The following is a 23,964-nucleotide window of genomic DNA, read 5'->3' as shown; positions in this document are numbered from 1 at the left end:
AGGTCAGGCACCGTTTGGGCAGGGCTTCGCGGGCCACGGGTCCAGTCGTCGCGGGCACCCGCGAAAGGGCTGGTTGTCGACGCCGTACGCAGCCGCCCGCACCGTCAGGACAGCGGGCCCTGTTCGCAGACCCGGCGGGCGACCTCGCGGAGCTTGATGTTGTTCTCCTGCGAGTAGCGGCGCAGTACGTCGAAGGCCTGCTCCTCGGTGAGGTGGTGGCAGCCCATCAGGATGCCCATGGCCTCGCCGATCAGGTGCCGGGTGGCGACGGCCTGTTCCAGCTGGGCCTGGGTGCGGGCGCCGGAGAAGGCCACCGCCGCGTGGGAGGCCAGCAGCCAGCCGGCCAGTTCGCTGGCTTCGGTGAAGGCGCCGGGTCGGTGGGAGTAGATGTTCAGCGCGCCGAGTTCCTCGTCCTCGGTGTACAGCAGGAAACCCACCATGCTGCCCACGCCGAGCCGGTGCGCCTGGGGGGCGAATTCGGGCCAGCGGGGCTGCTCCCGGGTGAAGTCCCGGATGCGGAACACCCGCTCCCCGTCCTTGGCGCGGGTGACGTCGAAGCACGGCCCCTCGCCCAGCCGTTCCTGGAGCCGGTCGCTGTCGACGACCAGTTGCTTCGTGGGGGCGAGCGTCCGCACCTTCTTGCCGTGCAGCACCAGAATGCCGGCCGCGTCGCAGCCCTCCACCAGCTCCGTGGCCGAGGCGGTGATCCGGGCCAGGGTGGCGTCGACCGACTCCTGTGCCAGCAGGTCCCGCGCCATCGAGGCGAGCTCCTGCGCGAACTGGGCCCAGTCCATCGCGTACGCCGCCTCTCGGTCCGTCCCGCTCTCAGCATGTCATGCGGAACGAAGAAACCGGGGTGCCGTCGAAACCCGGATGACATCGTTGTCAGCAGCCGTTACGAAGAGCCTGGAAAAAGGCGTGGAGCATCCGCTGAATCAAGCGCGGCAGCCTTTGGCCGGAGGGTCAACCCCCGGTGGAAACAGATGAGTTGGCGTTCGCTGGCCGGCCACGGTGACGGCGAGCACCGCGCCCGCCCGCAGCCACCGGGCGGCGCTTCCGCCCAGCAGACCCACATCGGCCTTGAGCCGAACAGCACGACCAGCACGACACCTCGGCGTATCGCCGTTCGGCCCGCGCGGCCCACCGTGGGAGCAGCGGTCGTACGACCACGAACGTGACAGCCGCGAAGCCGACGGCGCACCCCCGCGATGACCAGCGCGTCCATGGGCGAGCCGCCCGTCGCGGGCGGAGCCGACCAGCAGCACCACCCGCAGCGGGCGGGTGACCCGGCCGACGGCGGGAATGTCCGGCCCGCCGGTACCTGCGCCGGCGCCTGGACCGTGTCCGGCCGGGACGCGCGGGAACGCCGCGCAGTCCCACGCCCCTTCGGGCGCGCTGACGGGGGCCGGTACGGTGAGGCAATGCGTCTTCGGTGTGCTGTGCTCGACGACTTCCAAGGGGTGGCGGGAGAGTTCGGGGACTGGTCTTCCCTCTCCGACGAGGTCGACGTCGTCTCCTTCCGCGAGCACCTCAGCGGTGCGGACGAACTCGCCGCCGCTCTCGCCGACTTCGACATCGTTGTGACGCTTCGCGAGCGCGTCGCCTTCCCCGGTTCCCTCCTCGACCGGCTTCCCCGGCTGCGGCTGCTGATCGCCTCCGGGATGCGCAACAGCGTCATCGACTTCGCGGCCGCCGAGGCCAACGGGGTCACGGTGTGCGGTACGGCGTCCTCCTCGACCCCTCCCGTGGAGCTGACCTGGGCGCTGCTGCTGGGGCTGGCCCGGGGTCTGGCCGAGGAGAGCACCGCGCTGCGCACGAACGGGCCGTGGCAGTCCACCGTCGGTGCCGACCTGTACGGGCGGCGGCTCGGGCTGCTCGGGCTGGGGAAGATCGGCGGCAGGGTCGCCCAGGTCGGGCTCGCCTTCGGGATGCGGGTGAGCGCCTGGAGCCAGAACCTCACCAAGGAGCGTGCCCAGGAGGTCGGGGTCGAGCTCGCGCCCAGCAAGGAGGACCTGCTGGCCGGCAGCGACTTCGTGTCGGTCCATCTGGCGCTCGGCGACCGTACCCGCGGTCTGCTGGGCCCCGCCGAACTCGCCCTCCTCAAGCCCACCGCCTACCTCGTCAACACCTCCCGCGCGGCCATCGTCGACCAGGATGCCCTGCTCACCGCGCTGCACGAGGGCCGGATCGCGGGTGCCGGCGTCGACGTCTTCGACGTCGAGCCACTGCCCGAAGGCCACCCCGTGCGCACCGCGCCACGGCTCCTCGCCACCCCGCACCTCGGCTATGTCTCGTACGCCAACTACACGACGTACTACGGCCAGGCGGTGGAGAACATCCGGGCCTTCCTGGCGGGTTGCCCGGTACGGCGGCTGCCCTGACCCGGGCGCTTGGAGTGATCGTCCGGTGATCGGCGTGACCAGCCGCAGGTCGGGGCGTTGAACGGGGAGTGCGGCGGCTGGTCCTGCCGCCGCACTCCCCGTTCGACAAGAAGGAGAACTGATGTCACGCATCGCGAAGGCTGCGGCCGTCGCTCTCGGCACCGGCGCTGTGGTGATCGGCGGAGCCGGTCTGGCTCTGGCCGATGCGGGCGCCCAGGGTGAGGCCGTCGGCTCCCCCGGCGTCCTGTCCGGCAACCTCCTCCAGGTCCCGGTCAACATCCCGGTCAACGTGTGCGGCAACACCATCGACGTGATCGCTCTGCTGAACCCGGCGTTCGGCAACACCTGCGTCAACTAAGGCCACGACGAAAGCGGCGACAACAAGGCCGGCTACGGCTCCTGAGCCACCGTGCCCGCGAGAGCCCCGGCGCCCTGGGTGCCGGGGCTGTTTCGGTGTCCGGTGCGCCTCATGCGTACCGGTAGATCCGGCTCATGTCCTCCAGGGATCCAGGGGTGACGTCCCACGGCGGTATCTTCTGGCCGCGGGCGACGATCCGGTGGTGCTGCGGGTCGCCGGGGCCGGGCCTTCCAGCGCTCCCACTGCAGGTCGACGAAGGCGTGATGCAACCAGAAGACGGGGTCATTGACGGAGGCGCCGCCGAGCATCGCCCCGCCGACCCAGCGGTGCACCCGGTTGTGGTTGCGCCAGGACGCGCTGCCGCTGCCGGTCCCCCAGCCCTCCAGCTTGTTGCGGAAACCCCGGGTGACGGTCGAGTCCCAGGGGGCGACGTCGTACACCGGGTCGTCCAGCGCATGGGAGAGCTCGGCCGTGGTGGGCAGTCCGATCGGGTCGCGGGAGCGGCCCAGGTCCCGGGTGAGGAACTCGCCGTCAGTGACGCCCTCCTTGATCGTCCAGTGCCCGGCCGCGTACGCGAACGGCCCGGTCATCACCTGCCGGTCCCGGGCCCGGCCGTTTCCGCCGAGCAGGTCCTTGGTCCAGGGGACGGAGGACGTCGTACGGTCCTTGGTCCAGTCCCAGTACGGCACGGTCACCGCCCCGTCCACCCGGCGCAGGGCGCGCTCCAGCTCCAGCAGGAACCGGCGGTGCCAGGGCAGGAAGGAGGGGGTCATATGGGCGGTGCGCAGCCCGTCGTCGCCGTCGGCGGTGTAGTGGTCGATGTGCATCCGCACGAACTCGTCGTACTCGCCCCGCCGTTTGACCTCCAGGAACGCCTTCACGAGCCGTTTGCGCTCGCCGGCCGTCAGCCTGCTGACGTCCTTACGCACGTACGCCATGGTCTCCCCCCATGTGCATCATGTGTCCCCCGCCCATCGGCCCCGGGGCCAGTTCGCGCAGCCGCTGTCCGGGCCCGATCTGGTCGACGGCCGCCCGGGCCGCCTCCAGCGGGGTGGGGTACGAGGTGTAGTGGTCGACCATGCTGAGCCAGGTGCCGTCGGCCCGCTGCATCAGATGCAGCGGCCGGCCGTCCACGGTGACCTGCCACTCGCCCTGGCCGGCGAGCCGCCCTGCCACCGGGACCAGCACACCGTGAATACGGCGGCCCTGGTAGGTCTCGTCGAAGGAGGTGCCCGCCGGTCCGTCCGCCGGGGGCACCGGGCGGGAGGCGGCGACCACCGGGGCGAGCGCGACGGCGGCCGCGGCGGCGAGCAGCCCCCGTGTCACCTCGCGCCGCGTCGGTCTGCCCGTCCCGGCTCTGTCCGGCTGCCCGGCCCCCGGCTCCGCGCCCACCGCCACACCACCGACTCCGACGACCATGCCCACTCCTCGTACGGTTCACCGATCGCTGTCGGTACCGGTAACCGCCGGAAGGGCCGCCCGGTCACCGCCGCGCAGCCATCCGGTGCACGGCCGGGCCGAAACGGCGTTACCGCAGCCGGAGTTACAGGCCGGGGCCGGCGCCCAGGTCGCCGCCGGCGACCATGTGTACGACCGGGGCGAGCACACCGGCCTGGGGCAGCTTCAGGTCCGGCAGGCCGAAGTTCCGCGGGTTGGGCGCGGTGAGCGGGGCGTCCACCGACAGACCGGGAGCGAGGGCGCGCAGGTCGTTGGCGGGGGCGTCGACGCCGACGTGGTCGAAGCCGTCACCGAGGACGTGCGGAAGCGGGGCACGGAGGTCCAGGCCGGGCAGTCCACCGCTGAGCGGGAGCTGCGGCAGCGCGCGGTCCGGGAGGAGCCGGCCCTCGACGTAGCGCGGCCCGTCGGGGGCGCCGGGCATCAGCAGCGGCAGTTCCATGCCGAGCTTGGGCACCTCCGTGTTGAGGGACTTCTCGACGCCGTCCAGGGGCACGGGGACGGGGACCGTGCCGGCCGCGGCGGCGGGCGTGGCGGTGGCGCCCACGGCGGCCGCGAGGCCCGTGACGGCGGCGGCAAGGGTTCCTCGGGTGGTCGGCTTCATGTCAGGTACGGGCCCTTTCAGGAGGCGGGGGAGCGACGTCCGTACCGGGTAACGAGCCGGAAAACGACCTCAGTTCACAATTCGCCCGGGTGCAGCATTAGTCGGCTGTTCACTCATCACCTCGTCCAGAAGTCCCACCAGCGGGTCAGGATCAGCATGCCGAGGACCCCGATGTGCAGCAGTGGGAGCACCCAGGTGAATTGGTCGAGGAATTCCCGCAGCCACGTCGGCGCGGGCAGGAATTGACGGCGTACGGCGAAGGAGGTGACGTACCAGAACAGCAGGATGGTGGCGACCCAGGCCAGACAGCACCACAGGCACAGCGCGTCGATCCGGTACAACGACTCGAACTGCAGCCAGGACACGAACCCGACACCGAACAGGCAGCCGGCGTCGAACAGCAGCCAGTACCAGGCGGGGAAGCGGGCCCCGGCCAGCAGGCTCACGCCGACGCAGATCACGACGGCGTAGGCCACCAGGCCCAGCATCGGGTTGGGGAACCCGAAGGCCGCGGCCTGGTCGCTCTTCATCACGCTGCCGCAGGACACCACCGGGTTCAGGCTGCACCCGGGCACGAAGTGCGGGTTCTCCAGCAGCTTGAACTCGTCGAGGGTGATGGCCCAGGAGGCCACCAGCCCGGCCGCCCCCGCGACCACCATCAGCAGCGCGAACCCCCGGCCGGCGCCCGCGGCCGGGCGCATCAGCCGCGCAGACTGCGGGCCGGCAGCACGACGTGCGCGGCGGCCGTCAGGGTCGCCTCGGCCCCGGCGAAGTCCCTGAGCGCCTCGGGGGTGACGGGCTTGCCGGGCTCGGCTCCGGGCCAGGGGCGGGTGGTGAACACCAGGTAGGCGTAGCCGCGTTCGCCGACCGCGGCGAGCCACTCCTGGGGCGCGGGGCACTGGGCGGTGAGCGGGGCGAGGTTGAGCACGGCCTGACCGGCCTCTACGAGCAGGGTGACGGGCAGGCTGGGCCGGGCGGTGCCGTCGACGAGGTCGCCGCCGACCGGCAGGCCGTTGTTCTTCAGCAGCGCCTCGATCGCGGCCGAGGTGGCCTCCGCGCCGCACTCGGCGTCACCGAGAGGGTACGCCAGCAGGTAGGGCATGTCGGTGCCGTCGGGGGCCTCGCCGCTCCAGGCCAGTACGACGATCGTGCCGAGGTCGGCGGCGCGGAAGGGGCGGGTTTCGCGTGGGGTTGAGGTCACCGCGCGACCCTATCGACGGGCCGCCGGGCGGCCGGGCGCCCGCTCACCCGACCGGCGGACGCCCGACGGGCTCCGCCACACGAACGAGGGACACCCCTCGGCCTCCCTCGAACGGTGTCCCTCGAACGGCCCCTCGGCGAGCCCGGCCGCGTCGCCTCAGCTCTGCAGGGGCAGACCGCCCAGCAGCGGGTTGTGCTGGTTGAGGGAGCCGGCCGCGCCCTTGACCGTGCTGAGCAGGGAGTCCTTGTTCTCGGTGTTGAGCGCGTCCGACTGGTGCTGCAGCGGCATCGCCTGGTTCAGGTCCATGGGGGCCTTGGCGAGCGAGTTCACGGCGCCGGTGAGACTGGTGGGCGTGAGGTCGGTGGTGTTGTAGGCGAACGCGGGCGCGGCGGCGCCGGCGAGAGCCACGGAACCGGCGACGACGGCGGCGGCCTTCAGGGACTTCATCGTGTTCCTTTCTTCGGCGACTTTCGGCAACGCAAGCCACCAGCGGGAATCTGACCCCGTGCATAACGACGTCCCGGCAGGCCGGAAACCCCGTGCTCGGAAGACATATGAGATCCCGGAAACATTTATGAGATCCCCTGCGATCCCCTGAAGTCGTCGCGGTAGCGCGCTCGGCCGCCGGTCCGGTCAGCCCGCGGGCAGCGGGAGCGGCGTGGATGCCGGCAGGCCGGGCACGGCGGCGGGGCCCGGCAGGTTGGGCGCGGGCAGGCCACTGCCGAGCAGGTTCGCGGCGAGCAGGTCGACCAGGCCGGTCACCACGGCGTTGGCGGCCGTCAGCACCTGGCTGACGTCCCCGGAGGCGGCGGCCTTGAGGAGTTTGTCGACCGCGGTCCGCAGGGTGGTCAGCGCGTCACCGGTCGGGTCCTTGGCTACGGGGGCGTCACCGAGGCCCTTGGCCTCGGCGGCTGCCGGCACGGCGAACGCGGCGGGCACGGCGGGGGCACTCGGCACGGCCGGCGCCGACGGCACCGCCGGCGTGGCGGGGGCGGTCGGGGTGGCCGGCGGAGCCGTCGGCTTCGCCGCTGCCGGAGAGGCCGCGGTCGTGGGCGTGGCGGCGGGCGCGCTCGGGGCCGCCGCCACGACCTGGGCGACGGCCGCATTCACGGCGTCGCCGAGCTGGGTCGCCTGAGCGGCGGTCAGCCGGCCGTTGTCCGCCGCCAGCACGGTGTTGAGGAGGTCGGTGACCGGCTTGAGCACGGTCCCGAGGTTGCCCAGCGACTTGACCTGGGCGAGCAGCGCGTCGGCCCCGGGGACGGGCGCCTGGGACATCGCGTGGGTACGCTCGTGGGCCGAGTCGGCGGCGACGGCCACCGGGCCGGTGATCCCGGCCGGCAGGAGGGCGCAGAGCGCGGTGGACGCGAGACGCCGTGCGGGCAGAGCACGCATGGGTGTTCCTTTCGATGTGCGTCGGATCCTGCTGCCCACCGTGAATTCACCCTTGCCAGCCTGCAACCGCTCGGTCACCCACCGTCACCGGTCGCTTTCCGTGACGCCGGCATCGTGCCTGATGAGCACCCGCCAAGGCCGCCCCGCAACTTCCGCCCCGGCTCCGCCCGTTCGAGGGAACGCCCGGGCACCGCACCCGGACGCACTAACCGGCCGCCCGACCGCGGGATGTGCGGGCGAACGGCCGGCCAAAGGGAACAGCCGCGGCGTCAGCCGTTGGCGCAGGTGTTGCCGAACGCGGGGTTCAGCAGGCCGATCACGTTGATGGTGTTGCCGCAGACGTTGACCGGCACGTGGATCGGAACCTGGACCACGTTGCCAGACACCACGCCCGGGGAGTTGGCAGCGGCGCTGCTCGCGCCGCTGTCGGCGGCGGCCACACCGGCGCCGCCGGCGACGGCCGCGACGGCGGCGGTGGACAGGACCAGGCCCTTCGCGAAACGCGACATGGAGAGATGCTCCTTGGGGTCGAAACAAACATCCGGGCGGATGCCCAGCGCTGTGTCAACGCGGTGCACCGGCTCGGGTTGTGCCGCCAAAGGAGTGATCTTCAGGAAGGCCTCCTTCACTATTCCGACATACTTGCCCGCTTTCTAAGGATCAGTACGGATAGCACCTGGAATTGCGGACCTTCCGACTTACCCGTATTGCCATCACATCGCACTCTTCCCGCCTCCCCCTCCTCTCCCCGAAAGAGCGAAGCCGGTCATGCGCAATCCCCTGGGCCCGCCGCTGCGCCGTGCGGCGGTGAGTGCGCTCGCCCTCGCCTCGATGGCTCCGGGCACCGCCCGGGCGACCGCCCCGCCCTCCCGGGGGCCCCGCGCATCCCCTTCGCCGAGCGCTACCGCGGGCTGCAGCGCGGCGGCTTCGCGCGCGGCCAGCGCGTCGATCAGCTGCCGTACGACGTCCGGCCGGCCGGACGACCCGCCCTGTTCGGCCGCCCGGGAGGGCCAGGTCCCGGCGGTGAACGGGAACTTCGACATGTTCTACGTCGACGACGCCCCCTCACCTACGACTCCTCCCGCGCCGAGGTCCGGCTGCCGGAGGGCTCCCGGGTGACGTACGCGCGGCTGTACTGGGGCGGCAATCTGCTGGCCGGCGAGCAGAAGCCGGCCGAGGACGACGGGCGGGTGCTGATCGCCGAACCCGGCGGCCAGTACAAGGAGTTGCTCGCCGACACGGTCGTGGGGCACCGGGCGGCGGGCGGCGGGCGGCGCGGACGCCTTCCAGGCCTCGGCGGAGATCACCGACCCGGTCCGGTCGAGCGGCTCCGGACTGTGGACCGTCGGCCAGGTGAACGCCGCCATGGGGAGGTCCAGGTCCGGTGCCTGGGGCGGCTGGACGCTGGTGGTGGCGTACGAGAACCCGGCGGAGCCGCTGCGCACCTCTCCCTCTGGGACGGCTTCGACTCCCTCGACGGTCCGGCCGAGGTACGGCTGAACGGGCTAGGTGTCCCGCGTGGCGCCGGCGGCCGGGTGGGCCTGATGGCCTACAACGGCGACCGGGGCGGCACCGGCGACTCGCTCACGTACACCGCCGCCGGCCGTGCCCCCACCCCGCTCGGCGACCCCGTCAATCCGGCCGACGACGTACTCAACTCCACGATCAACGACCCCGGCCGGGTACGCGCCCGGCGTGAGCCGGCGTACGACAACACGCTCGGCTACGACTCGGATGTGTTCGATCTCGGCACCGGTCTCGCGCAGGGCGGTGACCAGCTGACCTTCCGGCTCGTTTCCCAGCGCGACGCGGCGTGGGCGGGCGCGCTCTTCGCCGCCGTGGACGTGCAGTAGCCAGCACTCGACCCAGTCGCCCAGGTCCATCGGCGCGCAGTTGGCCGGGGGCGTCGTGCTGGGGTGGGACTGGGAGTCGGCTTGGGGGCCGGATTCGTGGTCGGGCTGTCCGGCTTGGGTGTCGGGGTGGGTGTCGGCGTCGGTGTGGACGACGGGGTGTCGGGGCGGCCGAAGAGGGCCGAGCGGTAGATCCGCGACGAGCGTGGGTTGTCCGAGCACTGCCAAACGCCGTGCGGGCAGTAGTCGGTCAGCGTGTTGTACAGCGGCTTGTGCTCGTCAATCCAGGTGAGCATCCGCTTCATGTACTCGGCGTTGTCACCGTTGCGGAAGAGGCCCCATTCCGGATAGGAAATGGGTTTCCCGTGGGCCTTCGCGAAATCGACATGCTGCTGAAGTCCATAAGGCTCCCGCACCTGTTCGCCGAAGGACAGACCGGTCGGCTGGTCGTAGGAATCCATGCCGACGATGTCGACCGTGGCGTCCCCGGGATAGCACTGCGTCCACGGTACGGCGTCGCGGCCCCGGCTCGGCGTGAAGTCGAACCGGAATTTCTGGCCCGGCACCGAACGCATGGTGGTGACGACCCTGTTCCAGTACTTCTTCCAGGCCTCCGGGTCCGGCCCGCAACGATGGGTGTAGGTAGTGCCGTTCATCTCCCAGCCGAGCACGATGACCGTGTCCGGCACGTCCAGCTCCACCAGTCGCTCGGCCAGGGCCCGGAAGTGGTGATCGAACCGGCCGGCGGCGCCCTGCCCCAGCAGCGACCGGACCTCGGCGTCCCCGATGTGGTCCTCGTTGCGCTCCTGCATGGGCACGTTGAGGACGAGCGTCCGGTCGGCCTTCTCCCGCCGCCAGTGCGCCCAGACGTCCAGGAAGCCGGGTGCGCCCTCGATGTCGGCCCAGCGGTTGCCGGGCAGATACGTGTGCGCGACCTTCAGCTCGGTGCCGCCGAGCCAGCCGCTCAGCTGGGCCATGCGGGCCACGCCCAGCGGGCCGGAGTCCAGGAAGGCCCCGAAGGCCGGGGGCGCCGCCTTGGGGGGCGTGGGGGCGACCGGCACCGGCAGGGGAGCCGCCGACGCCGGGACGGACGTCGTGGGCGTAGGAGCCGGTGTCGGGTCCGTGGCCCACGCCGCCCCCGCACCCGCGGCGAATCCGGGACCGGTCGCCAGGGTCGCCGAGGCGAGGACGACCGCGGCCGCGAACACGGCCGGCCGAGGCAGGCGGGACCTCGGCCGCTTCCGCTGCTGTGGAGCCATGCCTGCTCCTTTCTCCACGAGTTCTCGTCCGTTCGCACATTCGCTGAGGAAGTGCCACTTACTGACACTCAGTCATATCAATATGAATTCCGCCAGTGCGGCTGCGGCTTTCGGGTGCGCCGAACGTCCGCACGGGTGAACGAACGCTAAGCAAAAGGTCCGTGTCGCTGCTAGACATCCGGGTTCCCACGGTTCTGCTGCGGATCGACCGGAATCCCTTTCACCACGGCACCCTGGGGGTCGTGCGCTCGCTCGGCAGAGCCGGCGTGGACGTCCATGTGGTCGCCGACTCCACCGGCAGTCCGGTCGTCAGGTCCCGTTTCGTACGGCAGCTGCGTCCGCCGCCGGCGGCGGACGCGTCCCCCGCCGAGATCGTGGCCGTGCTGCGCCGGGTGGCGGCGCGGATCGACCGTCCGGCGGTGCTGATCCCGATGGACGACGCGAGCGCGATCGCGGTCGGCCGGCTCCGCGAGGACTTGGCGCCCACCTATCTGCTGCCGCAGCAGCCCGCCACGCTCCCCGAACGGGTCGCCGACAAGGCCGAGTTGGCCGACGTGTGCGCGGCGGCCGGGATCCCGCACCCGCAGACCCTGCTCCCGGACAGCGCCGAGCAGGCCGCCGCCGCTGCCTGGCGGCTCGGGCTTCCGGTGGTCGCCAAGTGGTGCAGGCCCTGGCTGGTGCCGGCCGGGTCCGGACTGCGCAGCACGGTGGTGGTACGCGCGGCCCGGGAGGCACGGGAGCCGTTCCTGCGGGTGGAAGAGGCGGGCAGCAGACTGCTGCTGCAGGAGTTCCTGCCACCGGGCCCGGGACCGCGACTGGTTCTTCCACGGCTACGCCGACCGCACCGGGGCGGTACGCGCGGGCAGCCCCGGCCGCAAGCTGCGGGCGTGGGGCGGGTCTGACCGCGGTCGGCCTGTGGACGCCCAACCCGCAGGTCCAGGCGCTGGCCGAGCGACTCACCGGCGAACTGGGCTTCCGGGGCATCTTCGACCTGGACTTCCGGCGCTGCGGCAGCACCGGCCGCTACCACCTCCTCGACTTCAACGCCCGTCCGGGCACCTAGTTCCGGCTCTTCGCCGACAGCGCCGGCCTGGACGTCGTACGCGCCCTGCACCTGGATCTGACCCACCGTCCGCTGCCCGCCGGCGCGCCGCTCGCCGGGCGGGCGTTCGTGGTGGAGAACTACGCGCCGCTGAGCGCGCTGCGACCGGCCCCGCGCGGGCGCGAGCTCGCCTGGAACGCGCCGGACGACCGGGGGCCGGGCCTCGCGATGTGGGGGCTGTGGTGCCGGCACGTGACGCGCCGGCTCCTCGGCCGGCTGCGCCCCGCCGCCGGCCCGGCACATCGTCCGCACTCCCCCGTGGTCCGCCAGGCCGGGCAGCCCCCCGTGACCGGCCCCCTGGACGAGAAACTCTCCGCAGTGTCCGGCGTCTCCAGCCTCTCCGGTGTGCCCGACCGGTCCGACGACGAGAAAGCGAGCAGCTGCTGGTGTACGACCTGCTGGTGGTGGGCGCGGGCCCGTACAGCCTGTCCATCGCGTCCCACGCCGCGGCAGCGGGCCTGAACGTGCGTGTCTTCGGCCGCCCGATGGCGTCCTGGCGTGACCACATGCCCCGCGGGATGTTCCTCAAGTCCGAACCGTGGGCCTCCAACCTGTCGGACCCCGAGGCACGCTGGCGGCTGGACGTGTACTGCGCGGGCCGTGGCGTCACGGCCCGGCACGGGCGGCCGATCCCGCTGGACATGTTCACCGAGTACGGCCTGTGGTTCGCCCGCGACGCCGCCCCGCCCGTCGACGAACGCATGGTCACCCGGGTCGCGCCCAGCGCCGGCGGCTTCGAGGCGACGACCGAGGACGGCGAGACCCTGCGCGGCCGGACCGTCGCCCTCGCCGTCGGCGTACTGCCGTTCGTCGAGATCCCGTCCGCGCTGCGCGGGCTCTCCCCCGAGCTGGTCTCGCACAGCAGCCACCACGCCGACCTCGACCGCTTCCAGGACCGGGACGTCACGGTGATCGGCGGCGGCCAGGCGGCCCTGGAGACCGCCGCGCTCCTCGCCGAACAGGGCAGCCGGGTGCGGGTGTTGGTGCGCGCGGACCGGCTGTGCTGGAAGGAGGTGCCGCCGCCCTGGGAGCGCCCCTGGTGGGAGTCGGCGCGGGCCCCGCACAGCGGCCTCGGCCCCGGCCTGGCGCAACTGGTTCTACTCCGAGCGGCCGGGCCTGTACCGGCGGCTCGCCGAGCCGACCCGGGCGCGGATCGCGGCCACCGCCCTCGGCCCGGCCGGCGCCTGGTGGGTGCGCGAGCGGGTGGAATCCAGGGTGGAGGTGCTGCTCGGCCGCGAGGTGACGGCGGCCCGGGCCACCGCGGGCGGGGTGCGCCTGGACACGGCGGTGCGCGGCGGCGGGACGGGCACCCTGGAGACCGGACACGTCATCGCGGCGACAGGGTTCAGGGCGACCCGGGAGCGGCTCGGGCTCCTGGCCGACGACCTGCGTACGACGCTGGTGACGGGGCCGACGGGGCGCCGGAGGTCGACCGGGGCTTCGAGTCGTCCTACCCCGGGCTGTTCCTGGCCGGTCTGGTCACGGCCGCGGGCTTCGGCCCGGCGATGCGCTTCGTGCACGGCGCCACGTTCACCGCGGGCACGCTGGTGCGCGGGGTACGGCGGCGGCTGCGCTGGGGCCCGGCCGGCTGGGGCATCCCGGCGGGGCGCCGGCAGCCGGCACCGGACGCGGTGCGAGGCTGACGGGCGGGTGCCGGACGCTCTGGGCGTCCGGCACCCGGCTTCCGCTACGAACGGCGAGACGCGGCTCGGCCCCGTCGGTACAGGATCGTCCCGCCCGCGATCAGCGCCGCGCTGGCGGCCGAGGTCGCGAGCATGGCCTCACTGCCGGTGTGCGGCAGGGTGGGCGGCGGCCCCTGGCGCTGCCCGCCACCGGGCGGGGTGGTCTGACTCGGCGGAGTCGACTCTTCCGGCGGAGTCGTCTGACCTGGCGGCGTCGACGGACTCGGAGGGGTCGAGTGCCCCGGAGGGGGCGTCTGAGCCGGAGGGGTCGAGTGCCTCGGCGGCGTCGTCGACGGAGTCGGCGGAGGCGTCTCGCTAAGGGGGGGAGACGCCTCACCACCGGATGGGGGCGGGGCGTCGTCTCCGGCCGCAGGAGGTGTCTCGGCGTCGTGGGCCGGCGGGGTCTCGCGGACGTCGACCGGTGGTGTGACGCCGTCGCCGTTGTGCTCGTCCGCGTCCGACTCGCTCGCACAGGAGTTGCCGAAGGCCGGGTTCAACGCGGCGGCCACGTCGACCGAGTTGCCGCAGATGTTGACCGGCACGTTCAGCGGAGCCTGCACGTTGTTGCCGGACAGGACACCCGGCGAGCCGCCTGCGGCTCCGGTCGCTTCCGTGTCGGCGAGCGCGGGACTGCCGTACAGGGACAGAATGCTCGTCGCGGCTGCGGCCGCGACCATTCCCCTGCTGAGGGTCTGTCGCAATCTCGTTGTCTTTCCTGCTCGGAGAAGTGGGAAGGCCGGCCTCGGAACGCGGATGCGAAGGATCGACGGTCCGAGGCCGGCCCTGACACAGCCGGGGGGCTGATGTGCTGCGCTGACGTCGTCAGGCGTTGGCGCAGCCGTTGCCGAACGCCGGGTTCAGCAGCGCGATGACGTCGACGGTGTTGCCGCAGACGTTGACCGGAACGTGGATCGGGATCTGCACCACGTTGCCGGAGAGCACGCCCGGAGAGTTGGTAGCAGCACCGTTGGCGCCGGAGTCGGCGAAGGCAGGGGCGGCACCGCCCAGGGCCAGGATCGCGCCGGCGACCACAGCAGCGGACTTCTTCATGAACTTTCCCTTCTCTGCGGTCATGCCCGTGTGACGGCCGAAACCGAGCGAGCACAGCATGGATGGCTCGCACCATGACCGGCAGGCTGTAGAACGAGGAATAGACGGCCGAAGAAACTACGGAACGCGTGCCATCGGGTAATTCACCCGAACGCCTTCATAGAATTACGGATCATAGGGGAAACACTTCTCCAGACAGCCCTCGGAAATGCGGTGGCACGGCGAAAGCCCGCCCGGGCGGCGCGTCAACGCACACCGCCCGAACGGGCTTCACCAAACGCGGGTCACTGGTTGGCGACGCCGTTGGCCGCGAGGACCGAGATGTCGTCCAGGATGTGCGACACCGGCTCGTCGCCCTTGGCCTGGGTGGAGTTCTCGGCGCACTGCTGGTTCTGCGGCGCGGACAGGATCGGCACATCCTGGGCCACGCCGACGGCGGCGATGATGCCGAGGATCGCCTGGAGGTTCGCCTTCGCGGGCAGACCGACACAGAGCTTGTTGAGCGAGCCCTGCACCAGGGTGGCCTGCGGGCTCATCCTGCCCGTGGTCACCTGGTTGCCGAACGCCTCCTGGGCGCCGCTGCCGCTGGCGGAGGTCGTGCCGTGGTCGTTGCCGGTGGCAAGCGCCTGGGGGGCTGCCGCCGCCGACATACCTACGACGGACGCGGCGACCGCCGCCGCGGCCATTGCCTTCTTCAGCATTTCGCTTCCTTTCCTGGCTCCTGGCCAAGACGGACGTTCCTGACCGGCATCAACCCCCTGTGTCCGGAACGGTTGCGGCGGCGGCCGGCACGTCACCCGATCGGACCGGTGGCCGCCCGGAATTCCCCGGAGCCCAGGCCCGCGTCCGAATCCGGGGATTTCCGGACCGTGGGCCATCGGAGTGAAGAGGAGCAACCAATCGGGTCGCGGCCAGTTGACCAGAGAGCTCCGGTGGACGGGGTGTCTTCAGAAGGGAATTGACAAGTGATCAAGAAGGTACTGGCCGCCGCCACTGTCGCAGCCTCCGTTGTCGGCGCCACGGCCGCGGCCGCCTCGCCGGCCCTGGCCACCGGCGACGACCACGGCACCACCTCGGCCAGCGGCACCGGCGCCTACCAGTCGTTCGGCAACTCCGCCACGTACGGCAACATGAGCCCCCAGATGGCGCTCATCCAGGGCTCCTTCAACAAGCCCTGCATCGGCCTCCCGGCGAAGCTGAACCTCCAGGGTCTGGTCGGCGTCGCCGCCGTCGGCGTCCTGCAGGACGTGCCGATCCTCTCCGCGCCGCAGAACCAGCAGTGTGTCGAGAACTCCACCCAGGCCAAGGGCGACGAGCCGCTGTCGCACATCCTGGACGACATCTCGGCCCTGTCCGCCAACGGCACCGGCAACAACTAGTCCGGACGCCTTCCGGACTCTTTCCGGGTCCCTTCCAAGGGCCCTCGGCCGATGTGTCGCCGTGTCTCGTCTCGGCGGCACGTCGGCCCGCCTCGTTTCTGTGGCACCCGCCCTCCGAGGGGCGCTCGTGCATTGATCGGAATGCGCTACTCCAAACAGGGCAAAGCACGCAACCCAGGCGGAGCTCCGGCAGTTGACGATCACACAGCTCCTCCCCGGAGTCCGCTTTTCGAAAGGGAATGAACATGAAGAAGCTGTGGGCAACCGCGGCCGTTGCCGCCACCGTCGCCGGGCTCGCGGCCACGGCCGCCCCCCAGGCCCTGGCGACCGGCAACGACAACGGCACCACCTCGGCCAGCGGCACCGGCGCCCGGTCGGAGTTCGGCAACTCGGCCACGTTCGGCGACCAGAGCCCGCAGCTCTCGCTGGTTCAGGGCACGCTGAACAAGCCGTGCATCGGCCTCCCCGCCAAGGCGAACCTCCAGGGCCTGGTCGGCCTCGCGGCCGTCGGCGTCCTGCAGGACGTGCCGATCCTCTCCGCGCCGCAGAACCAGCAGTGTGTCGAGAACTCCACCCAGGCCAAGGGCGACGAGCCGCTGTCGCACATCCTGGACGACATCTCGGCCCTGTCCGCCAACGGGACCGGCAACAGTTAGTCCAGACGCTCCGCGGGCGGCGGGCCACCGGTTCTACCGGTGGCCCGCCGCCTGTTTTCATGCCCTCTCGTGCCGCGCGCCTACGTGCGGTAGAGCGCCTCGATCTCGTCGGCGTAGCGGGCGGTCACCGCGTGCCGCTTCACCTTGAGGGACGGGGTGAGCAGGCCGTTGTCCTCGGTGAAGTCGCCCTCGACCAGAGCGAAGGAGCGGATCGACTCGGCGCGGGAGACAGCCGCGTTGGCGTAGTCGACCGCCTTCTGCACCTCGGCCCGCAGCCGGTCGTCGCGCACCAGCTCGGCGAGTGGGGTGTCCGGAGGCAGCCTCCGTACGGACAGCCAGTGGGCGACGGCATCGGGGTCCAGGGTGATCAAGGCGGCGACGAAGGGCCGGCTGTCGCCGACGACCAGGCACTGGCCGACGGGCGCGCGGCTGCGCAGCCGGTCCTCCAGTACGGCCGGGGAGACGTTCTTGCCGCCGGAGGTGACCAGGATGTCCTTCTTGCGGCCGGTGATGGTGAGATAGCCGTCCTCGTCGAGCGCGCCGAGGTCGCCGGTCGCGAACCAGCCGTCGTCCGGCAGTACTTGGGCGGTCGCGGCCGGGTTGTTCCAGTACGACCGGAAGACCACCGGCCCCTTGATCAGCACCTCGCCGTCGCCGGCGATACGGACGGCTGTCCCGGGGATCGGCTGTCCGACCGTGCCGGGGCGGGGCGCCAGCGGGGGTACGACGGTGGCGGCCGCGCTGGTCTCGGTCAGGCCGTAGCCCTCGTAGACGACGATCCCGGCCGCGTGGAAGAACAGGTTGAGGTTCCGGTCGAGCGGGGAGCCGCCGCTGATGGCGTACCGCATCCGTCCGCCGAGTTCCTTGCGGATGCGGCGGTAGACCAGCAGGTCGTACAGCGCCCAGGCGGCGTACAGTCCGGGGCCGGGGCCCTTTCCGGTGCCGAGGAACTTGTTCAGGTGGGCCTCGGCGAAGCGCACGCCGATCCGTTCCGCCCGGTCGAAGGAGGCGGCCCGGCCGATCTTCTCGGCCGTCGCCCGCCCGGTGTCGTGGATCTTCTCGAAGAGGTACGGCACCCCGACCAGGAACGTCGGCCTGAACTCCCTTAGTGCGGGGCGCAGTTCGTCCGGCTTCACGCTGGGGAAGTGGCCCATCTCGATCCGGCCGGTCAGACAGGCGACTTGGAGCGTACGGCCCAGGATGTGGGCGAGCGGGAGAAACAGCAGGGTCGAGGCGGTCTGGCCGGTGACCGCCCGGAAGACGGGGTACAGCAACTCGACCGTGTTGGCGGCCTCGGCGTGCAGGTTGGCGTGGGTGAGGACACAGCCCTTGGGACGGCCGGTGGTGCCGGAGGTGTAGCAGACCGTGGCGGTCGAGTCGGGGCCGAGGGTGCCGCGGCGCTTGGTGACGTCCTCGTCCGGGATGTCCTCGCCGAGGGTGATGAGGTCGGCGACCGCGCCGGCGTCGAGTTCCCAGATGAGCGGGGGCTGGGGGTGCCGGGCGGTGCCGGTGGTGACGGTGGCGGTGTTCTCCTGGGTCTCGGTGACGACATGGCGGGCGCCGGAGTCCCGGACGATCCACTCGACCTGCTGCGCGGAGGAGGTGGGGTAGACCGGGACGCTCACCCCGCCCGCCGACCAGATGGCGAAGTCGAGGACCGTCCACTCGTAGCGGGTGCGGGACATTACGGCGATCCTGCCGCCGGGTTGGAGACCGGCGGCGATCAACCCCTTGGCGACGGCGGTCACTTGGGCGGCGAAGGCGGCTGCGGTGACCGGGCCGTCGGGGCGTCGTAACGCCGTGGCGCCGGGTTCCTCGGCCGCGTTGGCGTAAGGGAGGTCGGCCAGGGAGCCGGTGGTGAGGGGTGGGGCGAGATTCTCCCGGCGCGCCTCCCGTACGACCCCGGCCTCGTCCTTGACGACTTCGACCTTGCCTCGGTCGGCCAGGTCGGTGCGTCGACGTGCTCGCTTGAGGTCGCTGCGTACGCCCATGGGGCGTCAACTTACCCATAAGTAAGGAAAGGTCAATGGGTCTCGCCGTACGCCCTAGCGGGGCGCTGCCTCACCGATCGCGGTGGAGAGGTCGGTGACGTCCTTGTCCTCCGTCGCCTCTGCCAGCGTCGCGGCCCGGGAGTGGAGCCTCGTCAGGCTCGGGCTCCCCGGCATGTCGTATTCGCCCCCGGCCAGCGCGTCCGCGAAGTAGGCCGCGACCGCCGTCACCTGGAAGCGGGGGGACGCGGTCCACACCGAGTCGTCCAGGGCGCCTGTTTCCATGGAGCCCTCGTTCTCGTGCGGGGTGCGGGTCTTCGGGTCCAGCCAGCGGACCGTGGCCGTCGCCAGGTGGCCCGCCGTGTGCGGCTTGGTGCGGACCGCGTACAGGGCCGTCACCGTGTGGCCGGGGCCCACCTCGCCGCCGTCGACCCGGTCGTCGCGGAAGTCCTGGTCGGCGATCTTGCGGTCCTGGTAGCCGATCAGCCGGAAGTCGGCGACCGTGTGCGGGTCGAAGGCCACCTGGGCCTTGGCGTCGCGAGCCACCAGGGCGATGTTCTGCGGGAGTTGACGGCAGAAGACCTGGGCAGCGGTCTCGGTGTCGGAGACGTATGTCGTGTGGCCGTCGCCCTTGTCGGCGAGGCGTTCCATGAGCGCGTCCCCGTAGTCGCTGCCCACGCCCACTCCGAACAGTGTGATGCCGTACTCGCGGCGGTCGCTGTCGATGCGCTCGAGGATGGCGTTCGGGTCGGTCTCGCCGTCGTTGGCGAGGGCGTCGGAGATCAGGACGACGCGGTTGGTGGCGTTCCTGCGCAGTCCCTTGACGGCGGTGGCATAGCCGGTCTCCACGCCCTCGCCGAGGTTGGTGGAGTAGAGGGCGGTGAGGCCGTCGACGGCGTCGTGGATCTCGGCGCGGTGGCCGGCGAGGCGGGTCGTCGGCAGGACCGTCTCGGCGTGTTCGCTGAAGGCGACGATCGCGACCGAGTCGTCGTCGCGCAGCCGGTCGGTCATCGTGTCCAGGGACTTCTTGGCGAGGTCCAGGCGGCCCGGCTCGTCCATGGAGCCGGAGACGTCGATGACGAACGTGAGGGCGGCCGGCGGGCGTGCGCCGGTGGCCTCCGAGGGGCGGGTGGTGAGGCCTACGCGGACCAGGGACCAGTCCGGGTCGCTGGTGCGGGCGCCGTCGACGGTGACCGTGAAGCCGTTGTGCCCGGGGGTGCGGTAGTCCTGGCGGAAGCTGTTGACGAACTCCTCGGGCCGGATGGTCGAGGGGTCCGGGCGGCGGCCGTCGGCGAGGGTGCGGCGGGCGTAGCCGTAGGAGGCGGTGTCGACGTCGAGGGCGAAGGTGGAGAGGTACTCGGAGGAGGGGGCGGAGGGGGCGGAGGGGGCGGAGGGGGCGGAGGGGGCGGAGGGGGCGGAGGGGGTGGAGCCGGTGGCTTCGCCGCGCTGCGCCCGGGTGGGGGCGGGCGCCGGAAGACCGGTGTAGCTGGGGCTGTTGCCGTGGTTCTGGTCCGCGCTGCAGCCCGTCAGCAGCAGGGCGCCCGCGGTGATGAGAGCGAGGAGTGCCCCGCCCATCTGTCGTCGGGTCCGGTATCGCTCCATCGCGTGTGCCCCCTGTGCCGGTCGGAGTCGACTTCCTGACTTTCTGTCGACTCTGACGGCGCAGGGGGCCGGAACGTGCGCCCCGATGCGTTGCGGATGGATTTCGAAGCGGCCACGGACCAGGCCTGTCGAGGCCGGAGGGAGATCGTCCGGTGACCTAGGAGACCACGTCCTTGCGGGCGAAACCCCGGAAGGCCAGGGCGAACAGCACCAGGGCGTACGTTATGGAGATCGCGGTTCCCTGGATCATGCCGGACCATTCCGGATGCGGCTGTACGACGTCCGCCCAGGCGTACTGCCAGTGGGCGGGCAGGAAGTCGCGCCAGCCGCCGAGGGCCGTCACCTGGTCGAGAACGTTGCCGACGATGGTCAGGCCGACCGCGCCGCCGACCGCGCCCAGCGGGGCGTCCGTCTTGGTGGAGAGCCAGAACGCCAGTGCCGCGGTGACCAGTTGGGACAGGAAGATGTACGCCACCACGACCACGAGGCGCTGGGTGGCCGTGCCGGTGTCGAGCTCGCCGCCCGTGGGGATCTGGAGCGGTCCCCAGCCGTAGGCGGCCGTGCCGACGGCCACGGAGACCAGCGGAAGCAGGATCATCGCGGCCAGGCTGAGCCCCAGCGCGACCACGAGCTTGGACCACAGCAGGCGGGCCCGGGGCACGGGTGCGGCGAGCAGATAGCGCAGGGAGGACCAGCCGGCCTCCGAGGCCACCGTGTCCCCGCAGAACAGGGCGACCGGGATGACCAGCAGGAACCCCGCCGACACGAACAGGTTGACCGCGGCGAAGTTGGCGCCGGAGGCGGTGGCCGTGTCCAGCAGGGTGACCTGGCCGTTCTGCCTGCCCGGCTGGCCGCCGATCGCGAACGCGATCAGCAGCACGAACGGCAGTGCGACCAGGATCCCGCCCATCACCAGCGTGCGGCGGCGCTTCAGCTGGCGGACCAGCTCGACGCGCAGGGGCAGGGTCCGGCCTGCCTGATAGCCGGAGGCGACCTCGGTGAGCGTGCTCATGCGGAACCTCCGATCAGGGTCAGGAAGGCGTCTTCGAGACGGCGGTGGGGGCCCACCGACGCCACGGGCACGTCGAGGCGCACGAGTTCGGCGACCAGACGCGGTGCGCTGCCGCCGGGCTCCATACGGACCAGCAGACCGTCGTCCGTGCGGGTCACCGAGGCGACGCCGGGCAGCGCGGCCACCTTCTCCACGACCGGCTCCTCCACGGGCAGGCCCGTGCCGACGAGCAGGGTGTCGCCGGAGCCGATGATCTCCGCGACCGGGCCGGCCTGTATCAGCCGGCCGCGGTCCATCACCACGAGGTGGGTGCAGGACTGCTCGACCTCGGCGAGGAGATGGCTGGAGACGATCACCGTACGGCCGGCGGCCGCGTACCGGATCATCACCTGGCGCATCTCACGGATCTGCGGCGGGTCGAGGCCGTTGGTCGGTTCGTCGAGGATGAGCAGGTCCGGCAGGCCGAGCATGGCCTGGGCGATGGCGAGGCGCTGGCGCATACCCTGCGAGTACGTGCGGACCGCGCGGGCCAGCGCGTCGCCGAGCCCGGCGATCTCCAGTGCCTCCTCGATGTGGGAGTCCGCCGCCGGGCGGCCGGTGGCCTGCCAGTAGAGCTCCAGGTTCTCCCGGCCGGAGAGGTGCGGCAGGAAGCCCGCGCCCTCCACGAAGGCACCGACCCGGGAGAGGACGGGTGCGCCCGGGCGGATGGCGTGGCCGAAGACCCGGACCTCGCCGCCGTCCGGCTTGATCAGGCCCATCAGCATGCGGAGTGTGGTGGTCTTGCCCGCGCCGTTCGGGCCGAGCAGGCCGAGGACCTGGCCCTTCTCGACGCGGAAGGACAGCTCACGCACCGCGTACCGGTCCGTGGAGCCCGCGTAGCGCTTGCTCAGGTCCGTTATCTGCAGCGGTACCTCGGCAAGCCCGGGAGCCGGTGCCGGGGTGGCGGTACGGCGGCGGCCGGAGAGCAGCAGGGCCAGGGCGACGACCGCTCCGGCCAGCGGCAGCCACCACACCCACGCGGGCAGCGGCGCGGCGGCCGTGGCGACCTGGGGTGCCGTGGGCACGCTGAGGGCGCCCTTGAGGGAGACCGTGTAGGTCGCCGGGGCGGTCGGGGAGGCGTAGCCGAGGTCGGTGGAGGCGAGGACCAGGCGCAGGCGGTGGCCCTTCTGCACCTCGTGGTCGATCGCCGGGAGGGTGATCGTGACGTCCTTGCCGGACCTGGCTCCCTGGACGCGGACCGGGGTGACCAGCTGGGAGGGCAGCACCTGCTGGGTGCCGTCCGGGCCGACGTCGTACACCTTGCCGAAGAGCACGGCGTCGTCGCTGGTGGAGGTGATGTGGACGGTGGCCCTGGGTGAGCCGGTGATCTGCACGTTGTCGGCGACGGGCGCCGAGTCGAAGCGGGCGTACTGGCCCGGGAAGTCCAGGGAGACGCCGACGCCGAGGGAGGACAGCTGGGCGAGGCCGCCGGCGGCGGCGCCGAGGCCGGGCAGGGCGGAGACGCCGGGCGGGCTGGCGCCCGCCGGGTTCTCGACATGTTGCGTGCGGCCCGTCAGGGCGATCGACTGCCGGTCGCTCTCCAGGCCGGGGTAGCTGTCCGAGGTCGCGCCCCGCAGCTGGGCGGTGCCGTCGGCGGAGTCGATGCCTCCGGTGCGGGTGATCCGGAAGGCCGGGCCGGTGTCGGTGGCCTTGTCGCCCTTCAGGTAGCGGTCGAACCAGGAGGTGACCCGGCCCTCGAGACGGCTGCTCTCCAGGTCGCCGCCGTCATGGCCGCCGGCGATCCAGTCGACGTCGACGGGGGCGCCGTTGGCCCGGATCGCCTTCGCGGCCGCGTCGGACTGGGCGAGCGTGAAGAGGGAGTCGGTCTGGCCCTGGAAGAGGAGGGTGGGCACCTTGATGCGGTCGCCGACGGCCGACGGGGAGCGTTCCTCCAGGAGCTTGGCCGCGGCCGCGTCCGGCTTGCCCGACTCGGCGACCCGGTTGTACATCGCGCACAGCGCCGGCTCGAACCTGGCGCAGCCGCCGCCGGAGTTGAAGAAGATCCCGGCCCACAGCTTCTTGAACACGCCGTTCGGGAACAGGGCGTCCGCGAGGTTCCAGTACGTGATCGACGGGGCGATCGCGTCCACGCGGTGGTCGTAGCCAGCGGTCAGGAGGGAGATGGCACCGCCGTACGAGCCGCCCGCAATGCCGACGCGCGGGTCGCCGGTCCCGTCCAGCTGGACCTGGGGCTGTTTCGCCAGCCAGTCGATGAGCCGGGAGACGTCGGCGACCTCGCCCTTCGGGTCGTTCAGGCCGATCCTGCCGGTCGACTTGCCGAAGCCGCGGGCGGACCAGGTGAGGACCGCGTAGCCCTGGCGGGCGAGGTTCTCGGCTTGCTGGCGCGTGTCGTCCTTGGAGCCGCCGAAGCCGTGGGCGAGGAGGACTGCGGGGCGTCGGCCGGTGCCGGCGGTGGTGAAGAACGAGGTGTCCAGATGCACCCCGTCCACCGCCATGACTTTGTCGGACCGGTGCACCGGGGGCGGGTCGTCGGACGCGACGGCCGTCCATGTGCCGGCGCCGACGAGCACCACGACGGCGGCCGCGGCGGACAGTAGTCGCCGCGGCCGCCGAAGCAGGGCTCGTAGGCCGGGGGGTCGAAGATCCATGCCTCAACGGTACGGGCCTGCACTGACATCCGATGCCGACGGAGGGGTGAACCCCTGGCCATCCCTCGGTAGTACGGGGTGCCTCGGTGTACTTCGAGCGCGGTACGGCGGGTTGCGCGAGTTTTCGAACGTCCGGGCGGTGGGGGCTGTTTGCGCAGTTCCCCGCGCCCCTGTCGGGGCGCCTCCGTCTATGCGGACAGTTGCGCGCCGTCGTGGTTGCTCGCGCAGTTCCCCGCGCCCCTGTCGGGGCGCCTCCGTCTATGCGGACAGTTGCGCGCCGTCGTGGTTGCTCGCGCAGTTCCCCGCGCCCCTGTCGGGGCGCCTCCGTCTATGCGGACAGTTACG

At 71.9% G+C, this 23,964-nt stretch carries 19 protein-coding genes and 5 pseudogenes; 7 read left to right on the top strand and 17 right to left on the bottom strand.

What is annotated here, in order from left to right; genetic code table 11:
* Positions 1-104: 104 nt before the first annotated feature.
* Positions 105-794: a GAF and ANTAR domain-containing protein gene (locus ABZ396_RS04220; protein ID WP_358920872.1), complete on the bottom strand. Its 690-nt coding sequence runs from the start codon at positions 792-794 to the stop codon at positions 105-107.
* Between the two features lie 627 nt (positions 795-1,421).
* Between ABZ396_RS04220 and ABZ396_RS04215 the strand changes: the two genes are divergently transcribed.
* Together ABZ396_RS04215 and ABZ396_RS04210 are read left to right on the top strand one after the other, a co-directional pair.
* Positions 1,422-2,381, top strand: coding sequence for a D-2-hydroxyacid dehydrogenase family protein (locus ABZ396_RS04215; protein WP_358920874.1), 960 nt, complete (start codon positions 1,422-1,424; stop codon positions 2,379-2,381).
* A gap of 121 nt (positions 2,382-2,502) precedes the next feature.
* Positions 2,503-2,739 (top strand): chaplin, encoded by a 237-nt coding sequence (locus ABZ396_RS04210; protein WP_358920876.1) that lies wholly within the window; start codon positions 2,503-2,505, stop codon positions 2,737-2,739.
* Positions 2,740-2,848: 109 nt separating this feature from the next.
* Here the strand turns inward: ABZ396_RS04210 and ABZ396_RS04205 are convergent.
* The 8 genes and pseudogenes from ABZ396_RS04205 to ABZ396_RS04170 all read right to left on the bottom strand — a co-directional run bounded on the left by ABZ396_RS04205 (position 2,849) and on the right by ABZ396_RS04170 (position 7,900).
* Positions 2,849-3,677 (bottom strand): annotated as a pseudogene (locus ABZ396_RS04205) (tyrosinase family protein).
* Entirely contained in the window at positions 3,661-4,158 is a 498-nt protein-coding gene (locus ABZ396_RS04200) for a tyrosinase family oxidase copper chaperone (RefSeq protein ID WP_358920878.1), read from the bottom strand. Before ABZ396_RS04200 ends, ABZ396_RS04205 begins: the two are co-directional and overlap by 17 nt.
* A 124-nt stretch (positions 4,159-4,282) precedes the next feature.
* Positions 4,283-4,798, bottom strand: a complete 516-nt coding sequence (locus tag ABZ396_RS04195; RefSeq protein WP_358920879.1) for a hypothetical protein — start codon at positions 4,796-4,798, stop codon at positions 4,283-4,285.
* A 116-nt stretch (positions 4,799-4,914) separates the two neighbouring features.
* Positions 4,915-5,499 (bottom strand): vitamin K epoxide reductase family protein, encoded by a 585-nt coding sequence (locus ABZ396_RS04190; RefSeq protein ID WP_358920881.1) that lies wholly within the window; start codon positions 5,497-5,499, stop codon positions 4,915-4,917.
* Complete coding sequence (locus tag ABZ396_RS04185; protein WP_358920882.1) at positions 5,499-5,999, bottom strand: DUF5949 family protein; 501 nt, start codon at positions 5,997-5,999, stop codon at positions 5,499-5,501. The genes ABZ396_RS04190 and ABZ396_RS04185 overlap by 1 nt, the downstream gene beginning before the upstream one ends.
* 156 nt (positions 6,000-6,155) lie before the next feature.
* Positions 6,156-6,446, bottom strand: coding sequence for a hypothetical protein (locus ABZ396_RS04180; protein ID WP_358920884.1), 291 nt, complete (start codon positions 6,444-6,446; stop codon positions 6,156-6,158).
* Positions 6,447-6,632: 186 nt separating this feature from the next.
* On the bottom strand, positions 6,633-7,391 hold the full coding sequence (locus ABZ396_RS04175) for a hypothetical protein (protein ID WP_358920886.1): 759 nt from the start codon (positions 7,389-7,391) through the stop codon (positions 6,633-6,635).
* A 269-nt stretch (positions 7,392-7,660) separates the two neighbouring features.
* Positions 7,661-7,900, bottom strand: coding sequence for a chaplin (locus ABZ396_RS04170; RefSeq protein ID WP_358920888.1), 240 nt, complete (start codon positions 7,898-7,900; stop codon positions 7,661-7,663).
* A 259-nt stretch (positions 7,901-8,159) separates the two neighbouring features.
* On the opposite strand from ABZ396_RS04170, the pseudogene ABZ396_RS04165 reads away from it, so the two are divergent.
* Positions 8,160-9,244, top strand: a pseudogene (locus tag ABZ396_RS04165) (DUF3344 domain-containing protein).
* Here ABZ396_RS04165 and ABZ396_RS04160 read toward each other — a convergent pair.
* Positions 9,242-10,500, bottom strand: a pseudogene (locus ABZ396_RS04160) (glycosyl hydrolase); the annotation flags it as partial. The pseudogenes ABZ396_RS04165 and ABZ396_RS04160 overlap by 3 nt on opposite strands.
* A 161-nt stretch (positions 10,501-10,661) precedes the next feature.
* On the opposite strand from ABZ396_RS04160, the pseudogene ABZ396_RS04155 reads away from it, so the two are divergent.
* Positions 10,662-12,064 (top strand): annotated as a pseudogene (locus ABZ396_RS04155) (ATP-grasp domain-containing protein).
* Positions 11,989-13,245: pseudogene (locus ABZ396_RS04150) on the top strand (FAD-dependent oxidoreductase). Before ABZ396_RS04155 ends, ABZ396_RS04150 begins: the two co-directional pseudogenes overlap by 76 nt.
* Before the next feature lie 44 nt (positions 13,246-13,289).
* On the opposite strand, the gene ABZ396_RS04145 reads toward ABZ396_RS04150, so the two are convergent.
* The 3 genes from ABZ396_RS04145 to ABZ396_RS04135 all read right to left on the bottom strand — a co-directional run bounded on the left by ABZ396_RS04145 (position 13,290) and on the right by ABZ396_RS04135 (position 15,035).
* Positions 13,290-13,985: a chaplin family protein gene (locus ABZ396_RS04145; RefSeq protein ID WP_358920890.1), complete on the bottom strand. Its 696-nt coding sequence runs from the start codon at positions 13,983-13,985 to the stop codon at positions 13,290-13,292.
* 121 nt (positions 13,986-14,106) lie between these two features.
* On the bottom strand, positions 14,107-14,334 hold the full coding sequence (locus ABZ396_RS04140) for a chaplin (RefSeq protein ID WP_358920905.1): 228 nt from the start codon (positions 14,332-14,334) through the stop codon (positions 14,107-14,109).
* A gap of 284 nt (positions 14,335-14,618) precedes the next feature.
* Positions 14,619-15,035, bottom strand: coding sequence for a rodlin (locus ABZ396_RS04135; RefSeq protein WP_358920892.1), 417 nt, complete (start codon positions 15,033-15,035; stop codon positions 14,619-14,621).
* A gap of 264 nt (positions 15,036-15,299) precedes the next feature.
* On the opposite strand from ABZ396_RS04135, the gene ABZ396_RS04130 reads away from it, so the two are divergent.
* Together ABZ396_RS04130 and ABZ396_RS04125 are read left to right on the top strand one after the other, a co-directional pair.
* Positions 15,300-15,713, top strand: coding sequence for a rodlin (locus tag ABZ396_RS04130; RefSeq protein WP_358920894.1), 414 nt, complete (start codon positions 15,300-15,302; stop codon positions 15,711-15,713).
* A 245-nt stretch (positions 15,714-15,958) separates the two neighbouring features.
* Positions 15,959-16,369, top strand: a complete 411-nt coding sequence (locus ABZ396_RS04125) for a rodlin (RefSeq protein ID WP_359183802.1) — start codon at positions 15,959-15,961, stop codon at positions 16,367-16,369.
* An 80-nt stretch (positions 16,370-16,449) separates the two neighbouring features.
* Here ABZ396_RS04125 and ABZ396_RS04120 read toward each other — a convergent pair whose 3' ends face one another.
* The 4 genes from ABZ396_RS04120 to ABZ396_RS04105 form a co-directional block, all read right to left on the bottom strand.
* The gene (locus ABZ396_RS04120) at positions 16,450-18,360 is read right to left on the bottom strand and encodes an AMP-binding protein (protein ID WP_358917004.1); all 1,911 of its coding nucleotides are present in this window, start codon (positions 18,358-18,360) and stop codon (positions 16,450-16,452) included.
* 54 nt (positions 18,361-18,414) lie between these two features.
* On the bottom strand, positions 18,415-19,959 hold the full coding sequence (locus tag ABZ396_RS04115) for a von Willebrand factor type A domain-containing protein (protein WP_358917006.1): 1,545 nt from the start codon (positions 19,957-19,959) through the stop codon (positions 18,415-18,417).
* A gap of 157 nt (positions 19,960-20,116) precedes the next feature.
* On the bottom strand, positions 20,117-20,971 hold the full coding sequence (locus ABZ396_RS04110; RefSeq protein ID WP_358917008.1) for an ABC transporter permease subunit: 855 nt from the start codon (positions 20,969-20,971) through the stop codon (positions 20,117-20,119).
* On the bottom strand, positions 20,968-23,619 hold the full coding sequence (locus ABZ396_RS04105; protein ID WP_358917009.1) for a CocE/NonD family hydrolase: 2,652 nt from the start codon (positions 23,617-23,619) through the stop codon (positions 20,968-20,970). The genes ABZ396_RS04110 and ABZ396_RS04105 overlap by 4 nt, the downstream gene beginning before the upstream one ends.
* Positions 23,620-23,964 lie beyond the last annotated feature (345 nt).

The organism is Streptomyces sp. NPDC005866 (assembly GCF_040629895.1).
GTDB lineage: Bacteria > Actinomycetota > Actinomycetes > Streptomycetales > Streptomycetaceae > Streptomyces.
This window is presented reverse-complemented; position numbering and strand designations above follow the sequence as displayed.